Source organism: Pseudohaemophilus parahaemolyticus, assembly GCF_938021905.1.
In the GTDB taxonomy this organism is placed as follows: Bacteria; Pseudomonadota; Gammaproteobacteria; order Enterobacterales; family Pasteurellaceae; genus Haemophilus_A; species Haemophilus_A parahaemolyticus_B.
Genome location: NZ_CALIFA010000086.1, coordinates 14,124 through 33,149, shown reverse-complemented (window position 1 = coordinate 33,149; position 19,026 = coordinate 14,124). Strand labels below are relative to the sequence as shown.

Below are 19,026 nucleotides of genomic sequence, written 5' to 3'. Positions count from 1 at the left end.
ATTGAAAATTTTAATTATGCCCAGTGACTTCAACCGAGATTGAGCCACCTAGCTCCACAGAACGAATTTCCTCTAGCTCCGTTTGCACGATATGAGCGTGAGAAATAACGCAATCAAACTGCCCCCGTTCTTCATAATCCGCCCCCACCGTTGCCGTTAAATTACGCACATCTGAAAAACGAACGATACCCGCCTGCATTACCCTTAGCCCATCAATCAGACGTGAACTTTGCAAAATATTGCGAATTTTGACTGCTTGTTGGTAGGCATTCTTGCCATAACAAGAGATGGAAAGAGTAGATAGCAACGAGGAGTGAATCTGCTCCACCTCATTAGGCAAATAGACACGTCGGCTTTGCCCAATTTCGGTGGAAAAAGCAATGTCTACCGTAATAAATGCGGTGTTTAATTGCTCAGGTAAATGCCCACCAATCACCACTCCATCAGGTAACTTCAAAGCCTGTTGAATCAACTTTCGCAGTCGGACGATGTCGAATTGCGATTTGGTTAAAGTATCCATAATCTCCCCAATCTGAGCGGGCAGAAACCCGATAATCAAACCCTCTGAAATGTACCAAATCACCGATATTTAACGGCGACATCGTAAAAATCTTCAGGCTTGGTAAATAACGCTCGCCTTCAGGTAATAACGCCACATCATTGCTGGTGGTTGGCATAACAATTGCCACTTGCGTTTCTTCAGTATAATGGGCTTCAAAACCCTCTGCCGAATGTTCGCCTTGTAACCGTTTAACCTTGATTTCACGCCTAAATTTACTTGAAGCAAAGCGGGCTTTTTGATTAAGTAAACTCATACCACCATCACTCCTACACCTACTAATTTACGCAATCGCAAGTATTCCTGCCCATACGCAGTTAATTGATAATCCGCATTTGTACCCGTAAGGGTTGAAGGCTGATAACTTGCCGATAATTCGCCCACAGATTCGCTCGCAAGCGGTCGGTTCGCTTCCCCTTGCGATTCGGTCGATAATTGGTTTAATCGCAACAAATGGGCGGTTAATGCCAACACGCCACGCTGATAAAGTTTTCCCCAGCGTGATGGGCTAATTTCCATTTGAGCATCCAATAAAAAAAGGTCGATTTTTTCATAATCGACCTTTTCAAATTCGGGATAACGCTGAGTTAAATCATAGGCTTCCACTGTTGGCATTGTTTCCTCCTTAGTAATCTACATAAAGTGCTGATTGTGGCTCGTGGAATACTACACCACCAAACACCATTTTTAAGCCAGATTCATAGGTCATAATGCCTTTTTTCTCTGCACCTAACACGGTTGGTGCTTGCGGAACATCCATTGATACATAGTTCTGGTCATTGATATAAACCACTGCACGGTTTTTACCGTTAGTGACTAATGAGCCAAAATTGCTTGGTAACGCTTTAATTTCCACCGCTTTACCTGCAGCACCGCTTAATTTTTTGGTTAAATGCTCTAAAGCGGTGGTTTCGTTAATGGCGTTTTCGCGCGTAATTAAGCCTAAATGAGCATAATCCATCGAATCTAATGCAAAGGTATTCGGTGCTTGAATACGGTAGGTTTTTTCCATTGCACGCAAGAAGAGGTCTTCAAAAAAGGCCACACTTTCATCAAAAGTCATTGCAGACACCAATTTCGCTTTTCCTTTAGGCGTGTACACTTCAATCTGGCTTGAATTTAACAACCCTTGTAAGCGAGTATCTTGCTTATGCCCTAAAAAAGCCACTTTTTGCAAAGTTTGTTGAGCATTTTGGTTTAGTGCCATAATTTTTTGCGTATCCAGTTTTACGCCCAACTGTGCCGCTTTCTGAAGCTCGATCTCTTGCCATTGCACCGTTTTCGCCCACGTCACAATCGGTGAACGGGTATGAGAGAAATTCACACCCACTTGATCGAAGTTGTTTGTGTTATAGGTAATTAACCCATTATCAAGATCGCCCGTTACGTCTGCAGAAAAATGCAATTTCTCATCCATTAGCGGATTACCCGAATGATCTACATAAACAAACTGCGGAAACACAATATCAGGATATTTTGTTTGATTGATTTGTTGTGATACTTCCGTCAATGCTGTACGAAGTACGTTAATATGTGGCATATAATGTCCTCTTTGTAAATTTTTTTAAAAAATTCAACCGCTTCTTATAAGCGACTTACTTCGGCAAGGGTTTCTGTTGCTGAAATCACCACCAGTGAAGTTGCAATCGTATTTGTACCGTCTGCTTGAGCCTGCACTTGACCTGCGTATTTCTGGCTGCTTGCAACAGCAACCACGTGAACCGTATTCCCACGTTTTACTGTTTCGCCTTTAGCAATTTCAACCCAAATAGAATCGCCTGTACCAATATGCATCACATCAGCCAGTTCGCCCTTCTCCCAGTCATCTTTAAGCACAGAGCGAACAACCACGCCAGCAACAGTCTCAGTTCCTGCCGTCAAGTTTGCAACACCGCCTTCTGTCATCGCAACAAAACGCCCAGCTACCAGCGGTGTTTCGCCTGTGTTCATATTCGCCGTGGTTTTGGAATTCGCTAAACCACCTTTGCCAATATCGCCTGCACTAGCAGTTAATGTATTGCGTGCAAATGCCATCTTTTACCACCTTATTTTTTGTTGTACATATCGTTAAAATTAAAAGACACCGCTTGAGGTTGTGTATCTTTCATCATCTGATCGCCCATTGATTTACCAGTCTTGAGCTTGTCTAATTCCGTTTGCGTATCTTTGAGCGTTTTATTGGAATCGCTCACTTGTTTTTTTAGCTTCGCAATTTCCGCTTCCGCATCAGCTACCTTTTTCTGCTCAGCCTCAAGTTTTGAGTTAGCTTCCGCCAACTGTTGCTTTAATGCTTTTACATCATCCTTACCGTCAGCCTGATTAGTTTTATCTCCTGCAGGTGGTTCTTGCGGTTTTTCATCGGTTTTATCCGACTCCTTCTCGCTCTCTTCCACCGCTTTAGCTTGTTCGTCCGAAAGTTTCGTGCCGAACGCACCAAGGATTGCATCTAAAAATTTACGTGTTGCACTCATTTTTGATTGACCTTTTTGTTCATCGGCTAACTTACAAGACTCACCACAGCGACCGTCAGCCACTATCGCTATGTGATTGCCGATCATCGGCGACATCTCAAAATCTACTCCCTGTTCTTGGCTCGGTAAAAGCTCGCTACGATAGCCGCAAGAGAGTTCTTTAATGCCAAACTGCTGAATTTGTTTAATTGCAGCGGCATCGTAGATCCACGCTTCCCCCGCTAAATGCTCACCATCACGCCGCACATTTCGCACACTACCCACCGCAAGTTGCTTCCAGTTTTCCGCAGTCACATCATCTTCAGGGTGACCTACTGTAATCGGGGCATTCTCAAAACTGCGGATAGTTTCATCGGTAAAAAGGGATTTTTCCGTTCTTGCCAGGCGCTGAATGCCCTCCCCATCCTTGCCTAGTTCCTTGTTGTGATAATCAAACACGCCTAATTTTGAAAGGGTAGCAGGAACAACTAAAAACCCGTCCTTGGTAAAAGAACGGGTTGTTTGTGCTTTATCAGTTAATCTCATTGTTTATTTCTCCGCAGTAGCACGGTTACGTTCGCCATAAATATCGAGGTAATCTACTGAAATGGTTATTACTCGGCTGTTGGGGTCGAGTTCTGCGTGATAATCTGTAATTCTCACCACGCCTTTTGTTTGCAACACTTGCTTTTTAACCGCTAATTCAATCGCATCAAGGTTGGCTTTTTCTTTCAAGTAAAGCCAATCCATACCGTGTTCTAAATTCAAAAACCAATCATTCACAAACGACCAAAGCCGTGTTTTGACACATTGTGCAATCGCCTCGCTTTCTCTGGCGTAATTATTTATTCCTTGCCCAAACGTCCAATCGTGATTACTATCTAGCCGTCTCACTCTCATTCGGGTACTCCCGTTTTTCCACCACTATCGCCAGTATGTTTATGATTTTTACCCGAAATACTTCCAGCCATTACATCAGCATCACTCGAAATCACGCCCGTTGAATGGTGTTTACCCGACTGGGTTGTATCGCCTACGTGCTGAATGTTGCCTTTAATATGAATGGTGCCATTGGTAACGCGAATAAAGGTTGAGCCATCAAGCGACTGCATTGATAATCCTCCTGTATAAAAATCCTTGATCGCATTAGGCACAGAGCAAATAGAGGGATAAAACATACCATCAGATAAATCGTGCTGACGGTAATCCATCGGCTCACTTGCTCGGCCCGATTGCCACCACCCATCAATGCAACGTTCCGAAAATATCACAATCCCCTCATCGCCAGCATTCAGCGGAAAGGTCACCGCATAGCCACCACCGCGCGGAAATGCCACAGGCACATCAACAAGCGGTGGAATTTGCACTGCACCTCCCTCAACTAAAAGCTGAGTGATTTGCACCGCAAGCGTTACGGTCTGATGTTGAGGATTAAAATCCACCACTTTCGCAGGCAATGCCGTGTGAATTTGTTTCTGTGCGTGCTGAATCTGAGCTTCCACTGCTGTTTCAGCCGTCGCATTGTGCGTTTCGTAGGTCATAATATATCCAGTAGTGATTTGTTTTTTAATGGAGCAAAGCACATTATTAGAGCATCGGCTTTATTTGGCGATGGAATGCCACGCTTTTTCATATCCTTCTTGCTTTCTACTTTTACTCGTCCGTTGTTATCATAATCAACTCGTGGTCGAGAAAGCTCAGCTATTAAATAATCCAGTTCAGGCAAATCAGAGGAAAGAGAAATTAACTCATCATCAGGATATTTATCACCGAATTCAATCGCACGGTAGGTTTTATAAAACCGATCCCGTAATGCCCACCAAGCCTGTGCTTTAACATTGGCAAACATATCGCCATTCTTTTTGCCTGCTTGATATTCTGCTTCTTTCCGTAATACCTCTCCGCCAGCATTAAATCCCGTAGTAGCTAACCGTCCATTTAGTCGTTTAAACTGAGCTTTTACTCCAGCACCAACACCTATGCTATCAAATACAATTTCATCAACATTTTTCTCGTTCGCCCATTGGTAAGCCTTGTCAGCAGAGTAAATAACATCAGTTTCACGCCATTCGCTTAAATCGCTCACAATCGAACCGTGTGCAAAACAAACGACATTTGCGTCCTGCCCTTCGTCTGCGACATCAAAGCCCACGACTTTGCGTCCTATTGCGGAAAATTGCAATTTTTTATGTGCATCAACTGATTTCTCAATCCATAACGGCTTAATAATAGCTAGTTCACTGTCCGCAACAGGCTCACCAAGCCAAATGTGGCGGTAAAGCTCATAATCTCGTTCTTTGCATTGTTCCATCTCGGAACGTAATACATCAGGAAAATGTTCATTGCTGTCATAGTTGATTTTACAAACAAAGGCATTTTTAGGAGGATTTACGACAAATCGCTGATATGTCGGGTCGAGGATATTTTTAGGGTTAAATGTTGCCCAAATTTCAGAATTTTCCTTACGAATTGTCGGGATTAAAATATCCCAACTTTCATTCGAGACGTTTTCCGCCTCCTCAACCCAGCAAATATCAACACCTTCTAGCGATTTAATTTTAGTAGGGTTGTTTTTTATGCCATAAAACATAAATTCCGCCCCGGTTGCCAAGCAGTAAATGGCGTTGCGCTGAATTTCAAAACGGTGAGAGTAGCCAAGATCCGCAATGGTGTCTGAGATAAGTTTTAAAACTGAGTCGCTAATCGAATTTTGCAACTCACGCCCACATAAAATACGGCAGTTTGTTTGGTTGGCTATTTCTACCAACAACTCCGCCACTGCCCACGATTTCCCGCTACCTCGTCCACCATATAGGATTTTATAGCGATAATGGTTAATCAGTGGCTTCAGCTTCGGGTTTAATTTCGCTCTCATCGGCAAATAAGTCCTTCAAACTGCGTGGTTGGCTAAACGAACCGTCAGAATTGGTTAGATCAAGCTCATTTTTTTCCTTCCAACCTGCACGGGCTTTCAAAAAGAAAATCATCGCTGTTACATTACCGCTTTTGACCTGCTTCATAAGTTCGTTGGTAACAACGGCGATCCCTTTGGCTTTTCCTCTTTTTATAGCCTCTTCAAATTCTTCATTTTCGCGTTTGCGTCCATAAAGTGTTGAAACGGAAATACCAAGACTATCGGCAATTTGCTGTTGTGTCAGTCCATTCGCCGCCATTACTTCCACTTTAGCAAGATCAATTTCAATTTTCGGTTTTGTCTTTCTTTTTGCCATAAACTACCCATTATCGAGCAGCAAGTTCATCGAATTGTTCACCTGTGCTTTCTAAAACTGCTGCTTTACCCGTGAATTCTTGCCAACGCTTCACGATAACATCGCAATACTTAGGATCAAGCTCCATTAAACGAGCTATTCGATTGTTTTTCTCTGCAGCAATGAGGGTTGTCCCGCTACCGCCAAAACTATCCAGCACCACATCGCCACCTTTGGTGTTATTCAGCAAGCAATACTCAAATAGTTCAACAGGCTTCATTGTTGGGTGTTCCGCATTACGCGATGGACGATTGAATTCTAGAATAGTGGTCTGCTTGCGGTCGCTTGCCCATAGATGACTTGCACCTTCTTTCCAGCCATATAAACACGGTTCGTGTTGCCATTGATAATCTTGGCGACCAAGCACCATTGATTGTTTTTTCCAGATTAGGCACTGACGAACTTTCCAACCAGTGTCTTTAGCTGCTGCACGGAAGTTAAAGCCTTCACTGTCTGCGTGCCAAATGTAGAAAACTGCACCGCATTTAATATGCTCATTTGCAGTTGAATAGGCATCAACCAAAAATTGGCGGAAATTATCATCTGACATGTTGTCATTCTGAATTTTTAACTTCTCTTTTGTTCCACCTTCATACGCTACGTTATATGGCGGATCGGTAAGCCAAACATCAGCCTGCATTCCGCCCATCAAAATAGCCATATCATCAAACGAACAGCTATTGCCACACATCAAACGATGTTTACCCATAATCCAAACATCGCCAGTTTTTGTTGTTGGTTCGGCTGGCATTTCAGGTACATCATCTTCATCTTTCAAGCCATCTTGGATAGGTTCTGGGAACAGATCCGCCAATGCATCGCCAAAACCAAGCAAATTAAGATCAAAATCCAATTCTTTAAGATGATCGATCTCAATTTTTAATAGTTCCAAATTCCAACCTGCATTCAGTGCCAGTTGGTTATCCGCAATCACATACGCTTTCTTCTGTGCTTCTGTTAAGCCCATCAAGCGTACCGTTGGAACAGAATCTAAATTGAGCTTTGTTGCCGCCAACAAACGCCCGTGTCCAGCAATAATGCCGTTTTCTTCATCAATCAGAATTGGGTTTGTAAAGCCAAATTCTTTAATGCTGGCACAGATCTGCAAAACCTGATCATCTGAGTGAGTACGGCTGTTGTTAATGTATGGAATAAGATCTGCTATAGGAATGTATTCAATAGAAAGTTCTTTTTTCATATTTTTGCCATTAAAAAACGAGAGCTTTTACACTCTCGCTTTACTATGAATTACTGTGATTTACTATGAGTTTTTACCCATTTTTTAATTTGTTCAATTTGTGCCGCACAAAAATCCCGCTCGCCCATCACAACCACCAAATAATCTACTGCATCACCATAAGTAATTCCCTTGAAAGCAGTTTGCGTGCAAGGCGTTAAATAGGCTTGCGGTGGTGTGAGGTAAACGGTCTTAATGCGTGGACTGCTGCAGCTGCTTAATAACAGCACGAGGCATAGGCACACGAGCACACGGCTCTTTAACCAAAATCGTTTTAATGCTTTCACGTTTTACCTCTGCTTGTCTGCGTAACTCAATTACAATCTGTTGCTGATTTCTGACCGCTTCAATCTCTTGTTCCAGTTGAACCGTCAACGCTTGGTTGACAGTTGCTTGTTCTGCAATCAATAATTTCTGTTCAACATTCTCTTGTGCTAATTTCTTCAGCATATTATTTTGATGGAAGAATGATCCTGCTCCACCAAGTACAATTACCATTCCGCCAACTATTAACGCATTACGCAAGCCCATTGAACATATCCTTTTCACGCTTACGGCGATTTAACAAACCGTTGAGCGGGCGACCACCTGCATTCTTCCATACTAAAAATTGCTCTGCTGCACTTTTAAAATCATTGGCATTGAGATTTTTCAATAAAGTCGAACGGGCAAAGTTCGTTTCACCAATGTTAAACACTAAACTGACTAATGCGTCGAATTGGTGCTGTTTGAGTGGGACTTTCACAAGACGATTGATAGCTGCCTCAAACTTTGCAACATCAGCAATCAATAATACACGGGATTTTTCTGCAGTAATGGTCATTCCTTTTGTAATGGGAATGCCGTCTACCGTACCCGTATGCCCAACACCGATTGTCCACACACCAATCACATCGGCATAAGCCATTAAACGCTCACCTTCTTCACGGCGAATAAAACTCAAACCATTCTCACTGATCTTCATTTTCTACCACTCCTGTTTTACTTTTTAAGAAACGCAAAATTAACTGACGAATTGCACTCGTCCCCAATAAGCCTAAAGCTGCACCGATCGGTGTGATTAAATCAATATCCAACCCAAAATGCGTCAGCAATGGACGCATTGAGCCTGCAATCAGACTGCATAAAAAGGCTTCTACAATGACCCGCCTGGCTGTATCTTTTTTGCCATACAGAAACGATTTCGATAATGATGCAAAAAAGGCGACTAACACCCCACATACAAAACTGCTATGCTGCAGGACATAAACCACCACCACAGACCAGAGATCAGGATTTTTCTCTGGCATTTTCATACTCCACCCCGTTTTCGAGGCATAAAAAAGCCCCGACTGGAAAACCAATCAGGGCTGTAAAATTTATTCATTGCGTTTATGCTTGCTAATATCGCAAGATATATTAAATACTACACTTTCACTTCGAAGTGGTCAAGCCTAATTTTTAAATTCTGGAGGTAAATCTGAATCTAGGCAATACCAACTTTCTTCACTATCAAAAGGCACAAATCTCAAAACCGAATCAGTATTTTTATTCTCAACCCAAACAACAGGCATTATAAAAACTTCACAAAGACCTAACCTAGGAAGAATGACATCTTCTATCTGAACTTCTTCTCCTACTTTCTCAATTTTAAGTGCATATTCTTTCAGCATTTCATCAAAGGTTTTTAAAAACATAATTGTTCTCCATGTTATTTAACACAGAGACATTAACGCGTTTAATGAAGAACTAATCAAGTTAATGATTTGAATAGCGGGTATTTTGGAGGTTATTTTGAAAATAAGTTGATTGAAATCAATATATATCAATAAAACTTAGATGAAAGTAGAATGTTGCCTTCGCCTTCTTTTTGCAAGTATTCTGCAAGCTCGCCAATTAAAGGTGTGCTTTCTGGTACAGCAGATAACGCATCAACCATCAATCGCCCTGTGCCTTTTAGGACACTATTACCTAAATCAGCCGCAGTATCCCATCCTGAAGATTGATTACGTGGGTCGGCTTGTTGCCCAAATGACGCCAGTGCGTTGGTAATTTGTTCGCCAGAATAACCTTGCTGTGCTAAATGGTCTTGGAATTGTTGTCCGTATTTTTCAAAGGCTTGATACTGTTGCACGGGAGAAGCCGTCGGATATTTTGCAAGTTGTGCAGTAAAATCAGCCGCTTGTTGAAGACCAAGTTCACTTGCATTTTGTGTGCGAGATTGCTGAGCATTCAGCCAGTCTTTTGCATCAAATGGACGTGCTGCTGAAGTTGGTGTAACAGGTTGTGTATTTTGCTCTTGGGCTTTTAACCAAGCTCTTGCATCAAAAGATTCGCTCATTATGACTCCTTAAATTTCAGGCGTAAAAAAACCGCTTAAAGCGGTCGAGTTTTGGGGTTGCTTTTCATTTACTTTTGCGGAAGTTGCCAGCCTTGATTGCGAACCACGCTATCCGCCCATGCATTAATTTCATTCATCGCATTTGCATCGTGTCCGTATTTATTCACTAATTTTCCTAGCTCTTTAGCAAAGGATTCTTGCGTAAGAACGCCATCATAATTCGCTGAGTTGGTCAGAGCTTCGCCAAATTCTTTCGATAAAGCTGAATTTTGTTTGATGTTCGCCCAGTTTTCTTGTCGTTCGCGTGAATTTTCTCCACGTGCATCAATTTCAGCTAAGGTATAAGGTAAACGAGCTTTAGCAATCGCCTCCGCTTTTTGTGCTTCTTGTTGAGCTTTGAAAATATTTTCAAAACCTTGCCACGCTTTACCTGCCCCAAAACTTGCTAACGTATAAGGGTTTGGCGTTGTACCGACGACTGCACCTGAATTGAGGTTAATTACATTACCCTGATTATCGACAATATTAGGCGAAAGCCCTGCCATTGCCCGAAATTGCGATGCCATTTGAGGGTTAATTGGGGCGATTTCTTGTGCGGCATTTTGAGCATAGTCTTGGTTTGCAGAAAATAACTGTGCGTACAATGCTGGATTGAGCTTTTGACTTTGAGCCAGCGTAAATAACTCTTCTGCTGTTCTTGCTCGACCATTTTCATCAATGGCATTTTGCTGTAAGAAATTCCACCCTTGTTGTATTGCATTCGCTTGCGTGAGTTTGTTTTGTTGTTCCGCTATACCTGTTTGGTTAGTTGCATTTTGTAGTGCAACACGCCAATCCGATGTCGCAAGATTCTCTCGGTTCGCCCGATGCTTTTCACTACTTTGAGCAAATCGTTCTGCCATATCAAAAGCGGTTTTCCACGCATTTTGGTCGAACTCTGAAGGTTGGGCATATAAGCCCATTGCTTTGTTAATATCTGAAATTGCCATACGTTACCACCAGCGGATTGCGTTAATCAGTTCAGGCAATGCCCAAACCATTCCCAAAATAAATGCAAGAATCACTACGCAATAAGCGAATTGTCTTGCTTTCTTTGAGCGGTCAATTATTTCTAACATTTTGCGTACCTCATCAAATATGTTAAAATCCATTTGAATTTTGTTCCTTCTTGTTTGGAAGTTGGAATGAAAAAAGCCCCGAATAACGGCTAATTATTCGGGGCTTTGTGTTTTCTGCTATTGATTACGCTGGGTCGTAAATGCTTTTCACTAAATCACCGATGTAATCGGGTAAACCTACTTTGGTATCAGGACTTACACCAAAGGCCTGTGCCAGTTGGTTTTGATACTGAGATTTATTCGGTTGTGTTTCAGGCTCAACTGCACCTAACGGATTAAGCGTGTTGTTGAGTTGGTTAAATGCGTCCGTAAATCCACCGCTTGTTTCTGCTGGGGCAAAGTTGCTGGTAAGTGTATTGGCGATAGATTGTGGTGCTGTAATAGGCGTTGGGGCAAAAACCGTGTTGGTATTCGGTTGCGTGGTGCTGTAGTCGTGTCTTTGACCGTTATATGGGTCTAATCCAGCACTTTCTATAACATCAATTAAGCTATTGGCATAATTCGGATCTGTAGCGTAACCAGCTTTTTGCAACGCCATTGCAGCCTCTGCTGGTGAAGTTGCGTCAAAATATCCTGCTTTTTTATAGCGAGGATTGTTCTTTGTGAAATTCACGCGATCAGCAACACTTTCATCAATACTGTTGTAGTCCTTAAATCGGTCTTTAATTGCAACTCTTTTACCATTAATGACTTCGTGAGTACCTACTAAAGACCCTGCATCATTTTTTCCTGCTTTAATACCAAAAACATTGTTCTTTCCTGACGGGCTCTTACCCCAACTTGATTCGATAGCCCACTGTGCAGCAACAATTTCAGGGTGCGGTTCGCCTGCATTTACCGCAGCTTGATAAATTGCCATAAAGCGTTCTTTTTGTTCTTTGGTTGCCATATTTTCTCCAATAAAAAAGCCTACGATTTTTCGTAGGCTATATATTATTTAATTTCTGTATCAGACCCTTTTCGGTAATACTTTAATTTCGTTATAAACCCTTTAGCTTTATTGACCGAATAAGTAAATAAGCGTGGGGCAGTTTCGGGATCACCTCCGCAAGTTTCGTTATGAACCTCACGAACATCAACGTAATAATAAACATCTGTTTGCTCAGACTCAACAAACATTAAGCACTCTTTTTTTAACGAGGTGAGTTTATTTTTCTCAACCGACTTCATCACTAAATCAATCGCTTGATCGAATGATTTCACAGGCTTTGCCATTACCCCCACACTTAACCCAAGTGCGGCTAAAAATAAAGTGAGCTTTTTCATTTTCGTTCTCGTAATTTATGCAGTAAACATTGTTGAAAGGCAACCGCAAAAGGCTCAAATTTATTGTTGGCATCATCGCCTAAATTAAACGGGAAGTTTGCAGCTGTCGGTGGGAGAAATCGCATCACCATTCTATCTGGCTGAAGATAGCCCAATTCAAAAAGCTGGTTGATTTCTTCTTTCGGATAAACCTCTTCTCCTTCATCAAGCACGACAATTAGCTTAAAGCGTAAGCTAGGCAGTTCGGCATTTTCCGATAAAATCGCCATATCGCTTAAACGCAAATAAGGTTCGGTTGGCATTTCATCATTGATGGATTTACGGTAACATCCATCAAGCGATAAGGCTTGGCGTAAGTAACGTTCCAACATCTTCGCTTCAGCTTGCAACTTTTGTGAAAGTGTTTGTTGCGATTGTTTAAAGCGTTGGTATTGGGTGCGTAGCTGTTGATGGAAGTTCATTGATTTCCCCTCTGTTGCGGTATTTTATAAACTTTTTAAAATGATTTCCACATATTCATCAAAAGCGTTGTCGCCTTGCGTTAAGTCTACAAAACGGTGGATAAAAGGCTTGGTAATAAATAAGGGATTATCCAGTAACAACGCCATTACGCAGCCCTGTAACTTGCCTGTTTCATCGCGTGCGGTGAACACTTTGATTTTGGTGTAAGGCATTTGCCCTGCCCAAATCTGAAAGAAGTGTTGCCATTCGGTGCGTAGCTGTGCGGTTTGTTCAAAGTGTTCGCCAATGTAGCTAAACAGTTCCGCAAGTAAGGTTTGTGATTGAGATAAGTTTTCAAGATGTTCGGTTTGGTATTGCATTATTCAGTTCCTAATTCCGCAACCGATGTTGCGATATGATATTCCCACACTTCGCCTTTGCCTGTGATTTCTACATCAAAGAACAAGGTTGAGTAACCTGCTTTTAGGCGGTGCGGTCGGCTGTCGATTACGGTTTTGTCGCCTAAGATGATAGGCTCTTGCACCATTTCGCCCCGATGACGTTTGTAGGCGGTGTGTCGAATATGATTGGGTTCGTAATCTTGCACGACTTTATAAGCAGTGAAAGCGTGATAAGAAGGCGTAGCGTTGAGTCTGCCCACCCATCTAAACGTTTTCCAAGCCTGCCCTGCGTTCCATTGGTAGATACCATCTCGGGTTGCAAAATAGAGCTGGTCTTGGTCGGATCGATACACTGCTGTTGGACGAATAGAGAGAGTTGTGAGCGTTTCAATTTGGGTTTCCTCGTGAATGGAATCAGGGATTTTAAAGCGGATAGCGTGATTTTCGGTAAAGCCAAAATAGTAGCCATTATGCACCACGCCTAACATTTGCCAGGGGGCAAGAGCTTGCCATTGGTCTTGGGTGTAAAGCGATGCAGTCACAATTTTCACTTGATTGCCTGCCAACATCACTAAGCCATCAAGACTGGCATAAAAGCACGCACCATTATATAAGCACGCCGATTGATACGAAATAATCGGTAACGGCTCTTCTAACACAGAAATCGAACGGCAACCTTGCGATTGGCAAGGGCTTTCCATTTCGATTACCGCTGGGTATTCGTCGGTTAAGATATACCCTGCTCTTTCGCTACACAAAAAGCGAATCGGCTTGCCGTTAAATCGCCCATAGCGGTAGGCTTCAGGGAAAGCGTGCGGTTTTAATGGTTCAGAAAGCCAAAGCTCTGTGCCTACCAAGCCACCTAATTGTCCGTTGCCGCAGTATTGTAGATCGGTCATACATTCGTGCGGTGGTTCGTATTCTTCTGTTAAGCACTCTTCGCCATAGACGGTATGCGGTTGGTGTACATAACTGCCCGTGCCAAAATCCAATTCATCAACCAGCAAAAAATGAGCTTCCGCATTTTGGTCTTTGACTTGTTCGCCATAATCCAGTTGCGTGACCGCGCAATACAACCGCACTTTCTCGATGGAATAGGTCGGGAAAGCAGTAGGTAATCCACTGATAACGACAGATTGGTCGTTATGAGCGTAAATTGGATTGCTCGGTAAACTGGGGGCTGACTCAAAACCGAAATTATCAACCAACGTGTAAATATACTGGCGTAATTCTTGGTTGAAATCTTGGCTTAACGTGCCTAAAAATTGGGCGTGCGGTGCAGCCAATTCCACAGGAAAGCCTAACCGTTGCCAACTTTCATTACAGGCTTGTTGGCGTTTTTGAATCACGGGATATTCTTTCACGCCACTTGCCACGATAAAACCGCAATCGGTATCAATGCGAGAAAACGAGGCTTTGCAGTTATCACTTGCCAAATAGCAGCAGTGATCAACAAAAATAGATTTACCTGTTTTATCGCTGACCTTTTTATCGGTTCGCCAAGGGCGTAACGTACCACGCGATAAATCCACGTCTTCTGCCACTTGTGCCATCGCTTGATGTAAGTTATTCGGGCGTTGCCGTGGAGCAATTCCTCCGAATTGAGTGAGTTTGAGTGAGGGCATAGGGCTCCTTGCAAATTTGGGGTATAAAAAAACCGCTTACATTGCTGCAAGCGGTTGGATTTTACTGTTTTATTGCTGAATTTGATGTCCTGTTCTAGTGATCATATCCTTTATGTCCTCTGTCGCATTGATAACAAACAGTTGAACATTAGGGTGTTCATTTTGATACACACGGAAAATCTGATCCGCAAAACCTTGCCCGATACTCGTTACATCTTGGAAATCCAAAATGACTTTTTGGAAATGCTCAAATCGTGCAACAAGTCGTTTGGCTTGAGCACGAGACATTAAAAACTCACCTTCGTGCTTCGCTAAATTTACGGGTACAAGCGTTGTTGCAAAAGCATATTCATCTGGCATTGCGAATTGATCAAGCACCTCTTTGGTTCGCTTTGTTGATGAGTGAGCTAATTCAAACATCACTTTTGTTCCTTCGATATGCTCAATATCGTGTTCATACATCACATCAACAATCCCTGCATTACGTTCATAGTGTTCTCCATAAGTCATCATTGCGCACACCAATAGTAACCTATAAATCAATTAAATGTAATGTTTATTTTGATCATTAGTAACTTTATGGATAAACACTTCTCAACAATTCAAAATGCGGGCCGTCGTAGAACTTCTCATCATCAGAACGATCATTCATATTCCAATCACCACCCCAGCGAATGGTAATGCCGAGTTCTTTTGCGGCTTTGAGCATTGCTTGGGCGACTTGCTCAAAGGCATGTTTGTTGTTCCAGTCTAGCGGATAGGGAACAAGATCGACTGCGTGCCCTGTGAGGTGTCGGCTGTTCATTGTTTTGGTTGCTTTCTTGGCAAACAATTCCTTTTGGCGTGCTTTAGTTCGCACACCTTCAATCACAGTAAAATCCACCGTACTTAATTGCAATGCACGACGTACTACTTTGATTAAATCAGGGTGAACACCGTTGAGATTGTCTTCACTTCGTTGGCTAAATTTAAACATTCTGTTTCCTTAGCGTTTTTTTAACGCGTAACGTAATGCCATTTCACGCACTTTATCAATGCCAAATAACGCCACAATCGCACCCAGTGCAACGGAAAGTTTAATCGGCATTTGTAGGTAATCGAACACGCTTTCACTTGCCACGGCAATTAAGCCGCAGAGCGTCGATTCCACTAATACACGCAGTTTTTTGCGTTCTTTCCCTACATAACAAATACGAAAAAGGGCAATAAAAAACGCCATCACAAAACTGTTAATGGCGTTGGTATGTTGATGATAAAAGGCAAATAATATTGCCCAGAGATTAGGATCTTTGGTTGGCATTGGTTTCTCCTTTGCAACCGCAGTCTTCACAACGTGTCGCAAGCTCCACAATTTGCCGTTCAATCACACGCTCAACAGGGCGTGGTTTGGCAAGTTGTTCACTTAATCCGACCGCTTGTTTTTTGCAGCATTGGCATTTTTTACATTTTTCAATCACTTTGCATTTTGACATTAGATTCGCCCCCAGTGGTTAAGCGTATGTTCGCCTGTTTCAAAATCACGCATTACATCAATTTTCGCCTGTGCAATGCCTTGTTTGAAATTGCGGTCGTACATCATTGCCATTTGTGGATCGGCAAAGGCGTACTGTCGCATTAAAAGCAGTTGTGCTAATGCACCGTTGACCACCACATCGTGATAGCGGTCAAACAAGAGTTTATCCACTTCGCACGCATTTTGGGTTGGAATGGCAAAGTAGCGAACGTAAAGCTGATTTTCCGCATCAGCACGTGGGGCTTTTTGCAGAATGATTTTGTCGTTTGGCTCAAAGGTAAATTCACGGCAAGCGAAATATCGCATCGGTTTATAATGGAAACGTGAGCAAGGTTTGCGTTTGTCTAAGTGAATGTCATCGACATAATGCACCTGCTCTGCATCGCCATTGTCTAAATAATAATCCCGCACGCCTGCTTGAACATCTAAGCGAAGTTCACGCTTGAGTAATAAGCTATCGCGTGCAAGAGTTTGAGCAGCTTGGCGTAAATATTCCAACGCCACGTCATCAGGTACACCTTTAGCGATCAGGGTGACACGCGGCAAAAATTCAGCAAGGGAAATAAATTCCACATCACGCCCATCATTTTCACACACAAAATTGACCGCACTTTGGCTACCGCATTTGGGTTTTAAGCAACCGCAAGGCATAAATTTCTCCCATAAAAAAACCGCTTGTAACGAGTGTTACAAGCGGTTTTCTTCTAAATTTTATTTACTGTTTATCTCGACGCAAAAATGCAACGGCTAAAGAGCCAAGCCCAACACTTGCGATAATACCAGCTAAAGTTTCAAAGCCTAATACGGCAGAATAAATTGCACCAGCAATGCTGCCCATTCCAATTAAGGCTCCTAGCAACAATGCACCTATACGTTCAATAAATGTATAGCGAATAATTTTGCTATCTGATTTCCGACGATGCTCTGCTTCTTTTGCTGTTTGTTCTACGACAAAATCAACAATATCAGGTCTAAATTGTTGCAACTTTTCTAATGAAGTAACATCAAGTAAAGGTGTATCAACCTGACTATGCGAAAGATGAATTTCACTATTCGCATTGCGTGCTTTAATCTGTGTATTCTTTGCCATATTTGCTCACATTACGGTTCAAGCCTTTTACAACCTCATTACAATTCTTGCAAAGATTTCTACGATCTCGCTCAAACCCATAATGAACATTAGGATAAGAGGCAGGCTCTTGTAAAACAGACGATACAATACTCAAATTGGTTAAACGTTTTAATAAATTCAACATTTTACCCTCCTCATTGGTTTGCTCAATGGTAGAGAGAAAACGTTTACTTGTCAAACGTTATCCATTATTTACCCACTTTCGAATTTTGTAATACTTTCTTTGTAAAGGCAGCTCGAACTTGCTCTTGTAACAAAGTTCTGTCTAAAAACTGCTTGTAGTACATCGCCGCTTTTTGCTGTGAGGTTGTGCTTTCCGTTTCCGCACCAAATAAGCGATACAACACATAATCTACCAAGTTCGCATAGTTTTCGGTAATGGATTCATCGAGTTCTCCTTCAAGGGTTACGGGTTTTGGTTTAACAGCACACGTCATTCGAGCATAAACAGTTTCATTTGGGCTAACAGGCGGTTTTACCGTGAATTGGTTGTCGGTATTTGCCACTTTGCTGTAACTACGGCTGTCGGTTTTGCGACTGATGCAGTTTTTCTTCCCAAATGCCGATTGAACATCGTTATCCACTTCTTTCATTTCTGCAATAAAATTGCCGTGAGCATCAGTAATGGCATCCACCGAAAGCAATAAATCGCAACAACAAGGCTGCTGTAAATCGCTGTCGTCGAGTTTTGCCACAACAGTTTTCAGAAACTTGTTCGGGTTGAGCTTGAACATTTCCGCCACACCTTCGTTGAGGTAGTTGATAATGAGCGGATCTTCAATGCGGTCTGCATCAATATCATTGTAATCGTAGCGGACGCGTACAATGAAATCTTTGGCTTGCATTAGTGGATTTCCTGTTCTAATTCAGATTTTTTGCCTTTCTTACCTTCGGCTTTTTTGGCTTGATGTTCAACACGGACAAATTCTTTTTTCTCAGACTTCATCAGTAATGACGCAGTAAGTTGGTCGTCCACATCAAAACGTGCACCGTTAACATTAGAGGCAAAAGTTCTTTGAAATGGGGTCATTGGGTTGTTCCTTATAAAAAGAAGCAGTCGGAAAACGCGATTTATTTGCAGCATCCGACCACTTGGGGTTACATCATATAGCCTTCTTGCTCAAAACGACGAGCAAAGAGCATTTTCACATCTTTTGGAATGCCACCTTTTGGTAATGCGGTAATTTTCAACACCACCGCATCCACTTTGGCGTTGTAACCATTTTCCACAAAATGCGAAATTTGGGTGCGAGGTTCAACCGCACCTGCATCAAAGCTAGCTAAATCAACATCGCTTACCGCTTCTACTGCAAGATTTTCTGCATAGGTAATTTGTTTGGTTTTACCTGTAGCATACTCTGCTCCATTGACCGATTTAATTTCAAACTTGAAACCTGCAACAGGTTCACGGAAATCAATGAACAGCGATTTAACATCTGCATGATTCGGTTGTAAGAAGATGTAAAGCTCATCACCCACTTCTAAATCAGACACCGATTTGCCATAACGTAAATCTAAGGTTTCCATTAAGCGTTTCCATTCGATTTTTTCACGGAAGCCGTAGCCACCATCCACTCGAACATCTGCTTGTAAGAATACAGGTAATTGCGTGTTGCCATCGACATTGCAAGTATTGCACGCTTTACCGAACTCAGGGGCAACGCCCCCTCGAGCTAAGTTATATTTTGCCATTTT

At 42.3% G+C, this 19,026-nt stretch carries 34 protein-coding genes; all 34 read right to left on the bottom strand.

Features of this window, described 5'->3' with window-relative positions; translation table 11 throughout:
• Window positions 1-10: 10 nt before the first annotated feature.
• The 34 genes from QMF79_RS09655 to QMF79_RS09490 all read right to left on the bottom strand — a co-directional run bounded on the left by QMF79_RS09655 (window position 11) and on the right by QMF79_RS09490 (window position 19,023).
• Window positions 11-520, bottom strand: a complete 510-nt coding sequence (locus QMF79_RS09655) for a phage neck terminator protein (RefSeq protein ID WP_281773690.1) — start codon at window positions 518-520, stop codon at window positions 11-13.
• Window positions 444-815, bottom strand: a complete 372-nt coding sequence (locus tag QMF79_RS09650; RefSeq protein ID WP_281773689.1) for a hypothetical protein — start codon at window positions 813-815, stop codon at window positions 444-446. Before QMF79_RS09650 ends, QMF79_RS09655 begins: the two co-directional genes overlap by 77 nt.
• Window positions 812-1,174: a DUF4054 domain-containing protein gene (locus tag QMF79_RS09645; protein WP_281773688.1), complete on the bottom strand. Its 363-nt coding sequence runs from the start codon at window positions 1,172-1,174 to the stop codon at window positions 812-814. The genes QMF79_RS09650 and QMF79_RS09645 overlap by 4 nt, the downstream gene beginning before the upstream one ends.
• 10 nt (window positions 1,175-1,184) lie before the next feature.
• Complete coding sequence (locus QMF79_RS09640; RefSeq protein WP_281773687.1) at window positions 1,185-2,099, bottom strand: major capsid family protein; 915 nt, start codon at window positions 2,097-2,099, stop codon at window positions 1,185-1,187.
• Between the two features lie 44 nt (window positions 2,100-2,143).
• Complete coding sequence (locus QMF79_RS09635; protein ID WP_281773686.1) at window positions 2,144-2,593, bottom strand: structural cement protein Gp24; 450 nt, start codon at window positions 2,591-2,593, stop codon at window positions 2,144-2,146.
• An 11-nt stretch (window positions 2,594-2,604) separates the two neighbouring features.
• Complete coding sequence (locus QMF79_RS09630) at window positions 2,605-3,555, bottom strand: DUF2213 domain-containing protein (RefSeq protein ID WP_281773685.1); 951 nt, start codon at window positions 3,553-3,555, stop codon at window positions 2,605-2,607.
• A gap of 3 nt (window positions 3,556-3,558) precedes the next feature.
• On the bottom strand, window positions 3,559-3,909 hold the full coding sequence (locus QMF79_RS09625; RefSeq protein WP_281773684.1) for a hypothetical protein: 351 nt from the start codon (window positions 3,907-3,909) through the stop codon (window positions 3,559-3,561).
• Window positions 3,906-4,550 (bottom strand): Gp138 family membrane-puncturing spike protein, encoded by a 645-nt coding sequence (locus QMF79_RS09620; protein ID WP_281773683.1) that lies wholly within the window; start codon window positions 4,548-4,550, stop codon window positions 3,906-3,908. The genes QMF79_RS09625 and QMF79_RS09620 overlap by 4 nt, the downstream gene beginning before the upstream one ends.
• The gene (locus QMF79_RS09615; RefSeq protein ID WP_281773682.1) at window positions 4,547-5,884 is read right to left on the bottom strand and encodes a PBSX family phage terminase large subunit; all 1,338 of its coding nucleotides are present in this window, start codon (window positions 5,882-5,884) and stop codon (window positions 4,547-4,549) included. Before QMF79_RS09615 ends, QMF79_RS09620 begins: the two co-directional genes overlap by 4 nt.
• Window positions 5,844-6,239 (bottom strand): phBC6A51 family helix-turn-helix protein, encoded by a 396-nt coding sequence (locus tag QMF79_RS09610; protein WP_281773681.1) that lies wholly within the window; start codon window positions 6,237-6,239, stop codon window positions 5,844-5,846. The genes QMF79_RS09615 and QMF79_RS09610 overlap by 41 nt, the downstream gene beginning before the upstream one ends.
• 10 nt (window positions 6,240-6,249) lie before the next feature.
• Complete coding sequence (locus QMF79_RS09605) at window positions 6,250-7,476, bottom strand: site-specific DNA-methyltransferase (protein ID WP_281773680.1); 1,227 nt, start codon at window positions 7,474-7,476, stop codon at window positions 6,250-6,252.
• A 50-nt stretch (window positions 7,477-7,526) separates the two neighbouring features.
• Window positions 7,527-7,745: an Rz1-like lysis system protein LysC gene (lysC, locus tag QMF79_RS09600; RefSeq protein WP_281773679.1), complete on the bottom strand. Its 219-nt coding sequence runs from the start codon at window positions 7,743-7,745 to the stop codon at window positions 7,527-7,529.
• The gene (locus QMF79_RS09595; protein WP_281773678.1) at window positions 7,708-8,046 is read right to left on the bottom strand and encodes a DUF2570 family protein; all 339 of its coding nucleotides are present in this window, start codon (window positions 8,044-8,046) and stop codon (window positions 7,708-7,710) included. The genes lysC and QMF79_RS09595 overlap by 38 nt, the downstream gene beginning before the upstream one ends.
• Window positions 8,033-8,479 carry a lysozyme gene (locus QMF79_RS09590; RefSeq protein WP_281773677.1) on the bottom strand — a complete coding sequence of 149 codons (447 nt, stop codon included), beginning with the start codon at window positions 8,477-8,479 and terminating at the stop codon, window positions 8,033-8,035. Before QMF79_RS09590 ends, QMF79_RS09595 begins: the two co-directional genes overlap by 14 nt.
• Window positions 8,466-8,804, bottom strand: a complete 339-nt coding sequence (locus tag QMF79_RS09585) for a phage holin, lambda family (RefSeq protein WP_281773676.1) — start codon at window positions 8,802-8,804, stop codon at window positions 8,466-8,468. The genes QMF79_RS09590 and QMF79_RS09585 overlap by 14 nt, the downstream gene beginning before the upstream one ends.
• 144 nt (window positions 8,805-8,948) lie before the next feature.
• Window positions 8,949-9,191 (bottom strand): hypothetical protein, encoded by a 243-nt coding sequence (locus QMF79_RS09580; protein ID WP_281773675.1) that lies wholly within the window; start codon window positions 9,189-9,191, stop codon window positions 8,949-8,951.
• 128 nt (window positions 9,192-9,319) lie between these two features.
• Window positions 9,320-9,835: a hypothetical protein gene (locus QMF79_RS09575; protein ID WP_281773674.1), complete on the bottom strand. Its 516-nt coding sequence runs from the start codon at window positions 9,833-9,835 to the stop codon at window positions 9,320-9,322.
• Between the two features lie 68 nt (window positions 9,836-9,903).
• Window positions 9,904-10,824, bottom strand: coding sequence for a hypothetical protein (locus tag QMF79_RS09570; protein ID WP_281773673.1), 921 nt, complete (start codon window positions 10,822-10,824; stop codon window positions 9,904-9,906).
• A 3-nt stretch (window positions 10,825-10,827) separates the two neighbouring features.
• Entirely contained in the window at window positions 10,828-10,953 is a 126-nt protein-coding gene (locus QMF79_RS09565) for a hypothetical protein (protein WP_281773672.1), read from the bottom strand.
• 124 nt (window positions 10,954-11,077) lie between these two features.
• Window positions 11,078-11,842 carry a glycoside hydrolase family 73 protein gene (locus QMF79_RS09560; RefSeq protein ID WP_281773671.1) on the bottom strand — a complete coding sequence of 255 codons (765 nt, stop codon included), beginning with the start codon at window positions 11,840-11,842 and terminating at the stop codon, window positions 11,078-11,080.
• Window positions 11,843-11,886: 44 nt separating this feature from the next.
• Complete coding sequence (locus QMF79_RS09555) at window positions 11,887-12,219, bottom strand: hypothetical protein (protein WP_281773670.1); 333 nt, start codon at window positions 12,217-12,219, stop codon at window positions 11,887-11,889.
• Window positions 12,216-12,680 (bottom strand): hypothetical protein, encoded by a 465-nt coding sequence (locus QMF79_RS09550; RefSeq protein ID WP_281773669.1) that lies wholly within the window; start codon window positions 12,678-12,680, stop codon window positions 12,216-12,218. The genes QMF79_RS09555 and QMF79_RS09550 overlap by 4 nt, the downstream gene beginning before the upstream one ends.
• A 24-nt stretch (window positions 12,681-12,704) precedes the next feature.
• Entirely contained in the window at window positions 12,705-13,040 is a 336-nt protein-coding gene (locus tag QMF79_RS09545) for a hypothetical protein (RefSeq protein ID WP_281773668.1), read from the bottom strand.
• Window positions 13,040-14,686: a hypothetical protein gene (locus QMF79_RS09540; RefSeq protein WP_281773667.1), complete on the bottom strand. Its 1,647-nt coding sequence runs from the start codon at window positions 14,684-14,686 to the stop codon at window positions 13,040-13,042. Before QMF79_RS09540 ends, QMF79_RS09545 begins: the two co-directional genes overlap by 1 nt.
• Window positions 14,687-14,755: 69 nt before the next feature.
• On the bottom strand, window positions 14,756-15,199 hold the full coding sequence (locus QMF79_RS09535) for an STAS-like domain-containing protein (RefSeq protein WP_281773666.1): 444 nt from the start codon (window positions 15,197-15,199) through the stop codon (window positions 14,756-14,758).
• A gap of 64 nt (window positions 15,200-15,263) precedes the next feature.
• Entirely contained in the window at window positions 15,264-15,662 is a 399-nt protein-coding gene (locus tag QMF79_RS09530) for a M15 family metallopeptidase (RefSeq protein WP_281773665.1), read from the bottom strand.
• A gap of 9 nt (window positions 15,663-15,671) precedes the next feature.
• A complete protein-coding gene (locus QMF79_RS09525; RefSeq protein WP_281773664.1) occupies window positions 15,672-15,986 on the bottom strand; it encodes a phage holin, lambda family in 315 nt (104 codons plus the stop codon).
• Window positions 15,967-16,158 carry a hypothetical protein gene (locus QMF79_RS09520; protein WP_281773663.1) on the bottom strand — a complete coding sequence of 64 codons (192 nt, stop codon included), beginning with the start codon at window positions 16,156-16,158 and terminating at the stop codon, window positions 15,967-15,969. Before QMF79_RS09520 ends, QMF79_RS09525 begins: the two co-directional genes overlap by 20 nt.
• Window positions 16,158-16,850: a hypothetical protein gene (locus QMF79_RS09515; protein WP_281773662.1), complete on the bottom strand. Its 693-nt coding sequence runs from the start codon at window positions 16,848-16,850 to the stop codon at window positions 16,158-16,160. Before QMF79_RS09515 ends, QMF79_RS09520 begins: the two co-directional genes overlap by 1 nt.
• Window positions 16,851-16,914: 64 nt before the next feature.
• Window positions 16,915-17,289, bottom strand: coding sequence for a hypothetical protein (locus tag QMF79_RS09510; protein WP_281773661.1), 375 nt, complete (start codon window positions 17,287-17,289; stop codon window positions 16,915-16,917).
• Window positions 17,267-17,509 carry a hypothetical protein gene (locus tag QMF79_RS09505; protein WP_281773660.1) on the bottom strand — a complete coding sequence of 81 codons (243 nt, stop codon included), beginning with the start codon at window positions 17,507-17,509 and terminating at the stop codon, window positions 17,267-17,269. The genes QMF79_RS09510 and QMF79_RS09505 overlap by 23 nt, the downstream gene beginning before the upstream one ends.
• Before the next feature lie 10 nt (window positions 17,510-17,519).
• Window positions 17,520-18,176, bottom strand: a complete 657-nt coding sequence (locus QMF79_RS09500; RefSeq protein ID WP_281773659.1) for a DUF6682 family protein — start codon at window positions 18,174-18,176, stop codon at window positions 17,520-17,522.
• Complete coding sequence (locus QMF79_RS09495) at window positions 18,176-18,361, bottom strand: hypothetical protein (protein WP_281773658.1); 186 nt, start codon at window positions 18,359-18,361, stop codon at window positions 18,176-18,178. The genes QMF79_RS09500 and QMF79_RS09495 overlap by 1 nt, the downstream gene beginning before the upstream one ends.
• A gap of 68 nt (window positions 18,362-18,429) precedes the next feature.
• Complete coding sequence (locus QMF79_RS09490) at window positions 18,430-19,023, bottom strand: hypothetical protein (RefSeq protein ID WP_281773657.1); 594 nt, start codon at window positions 19,021-19,023, stop codon at window positions 18,430-18,432.
• Window positions 19,024-19,026: the final 3 nt, after the last annotated feature.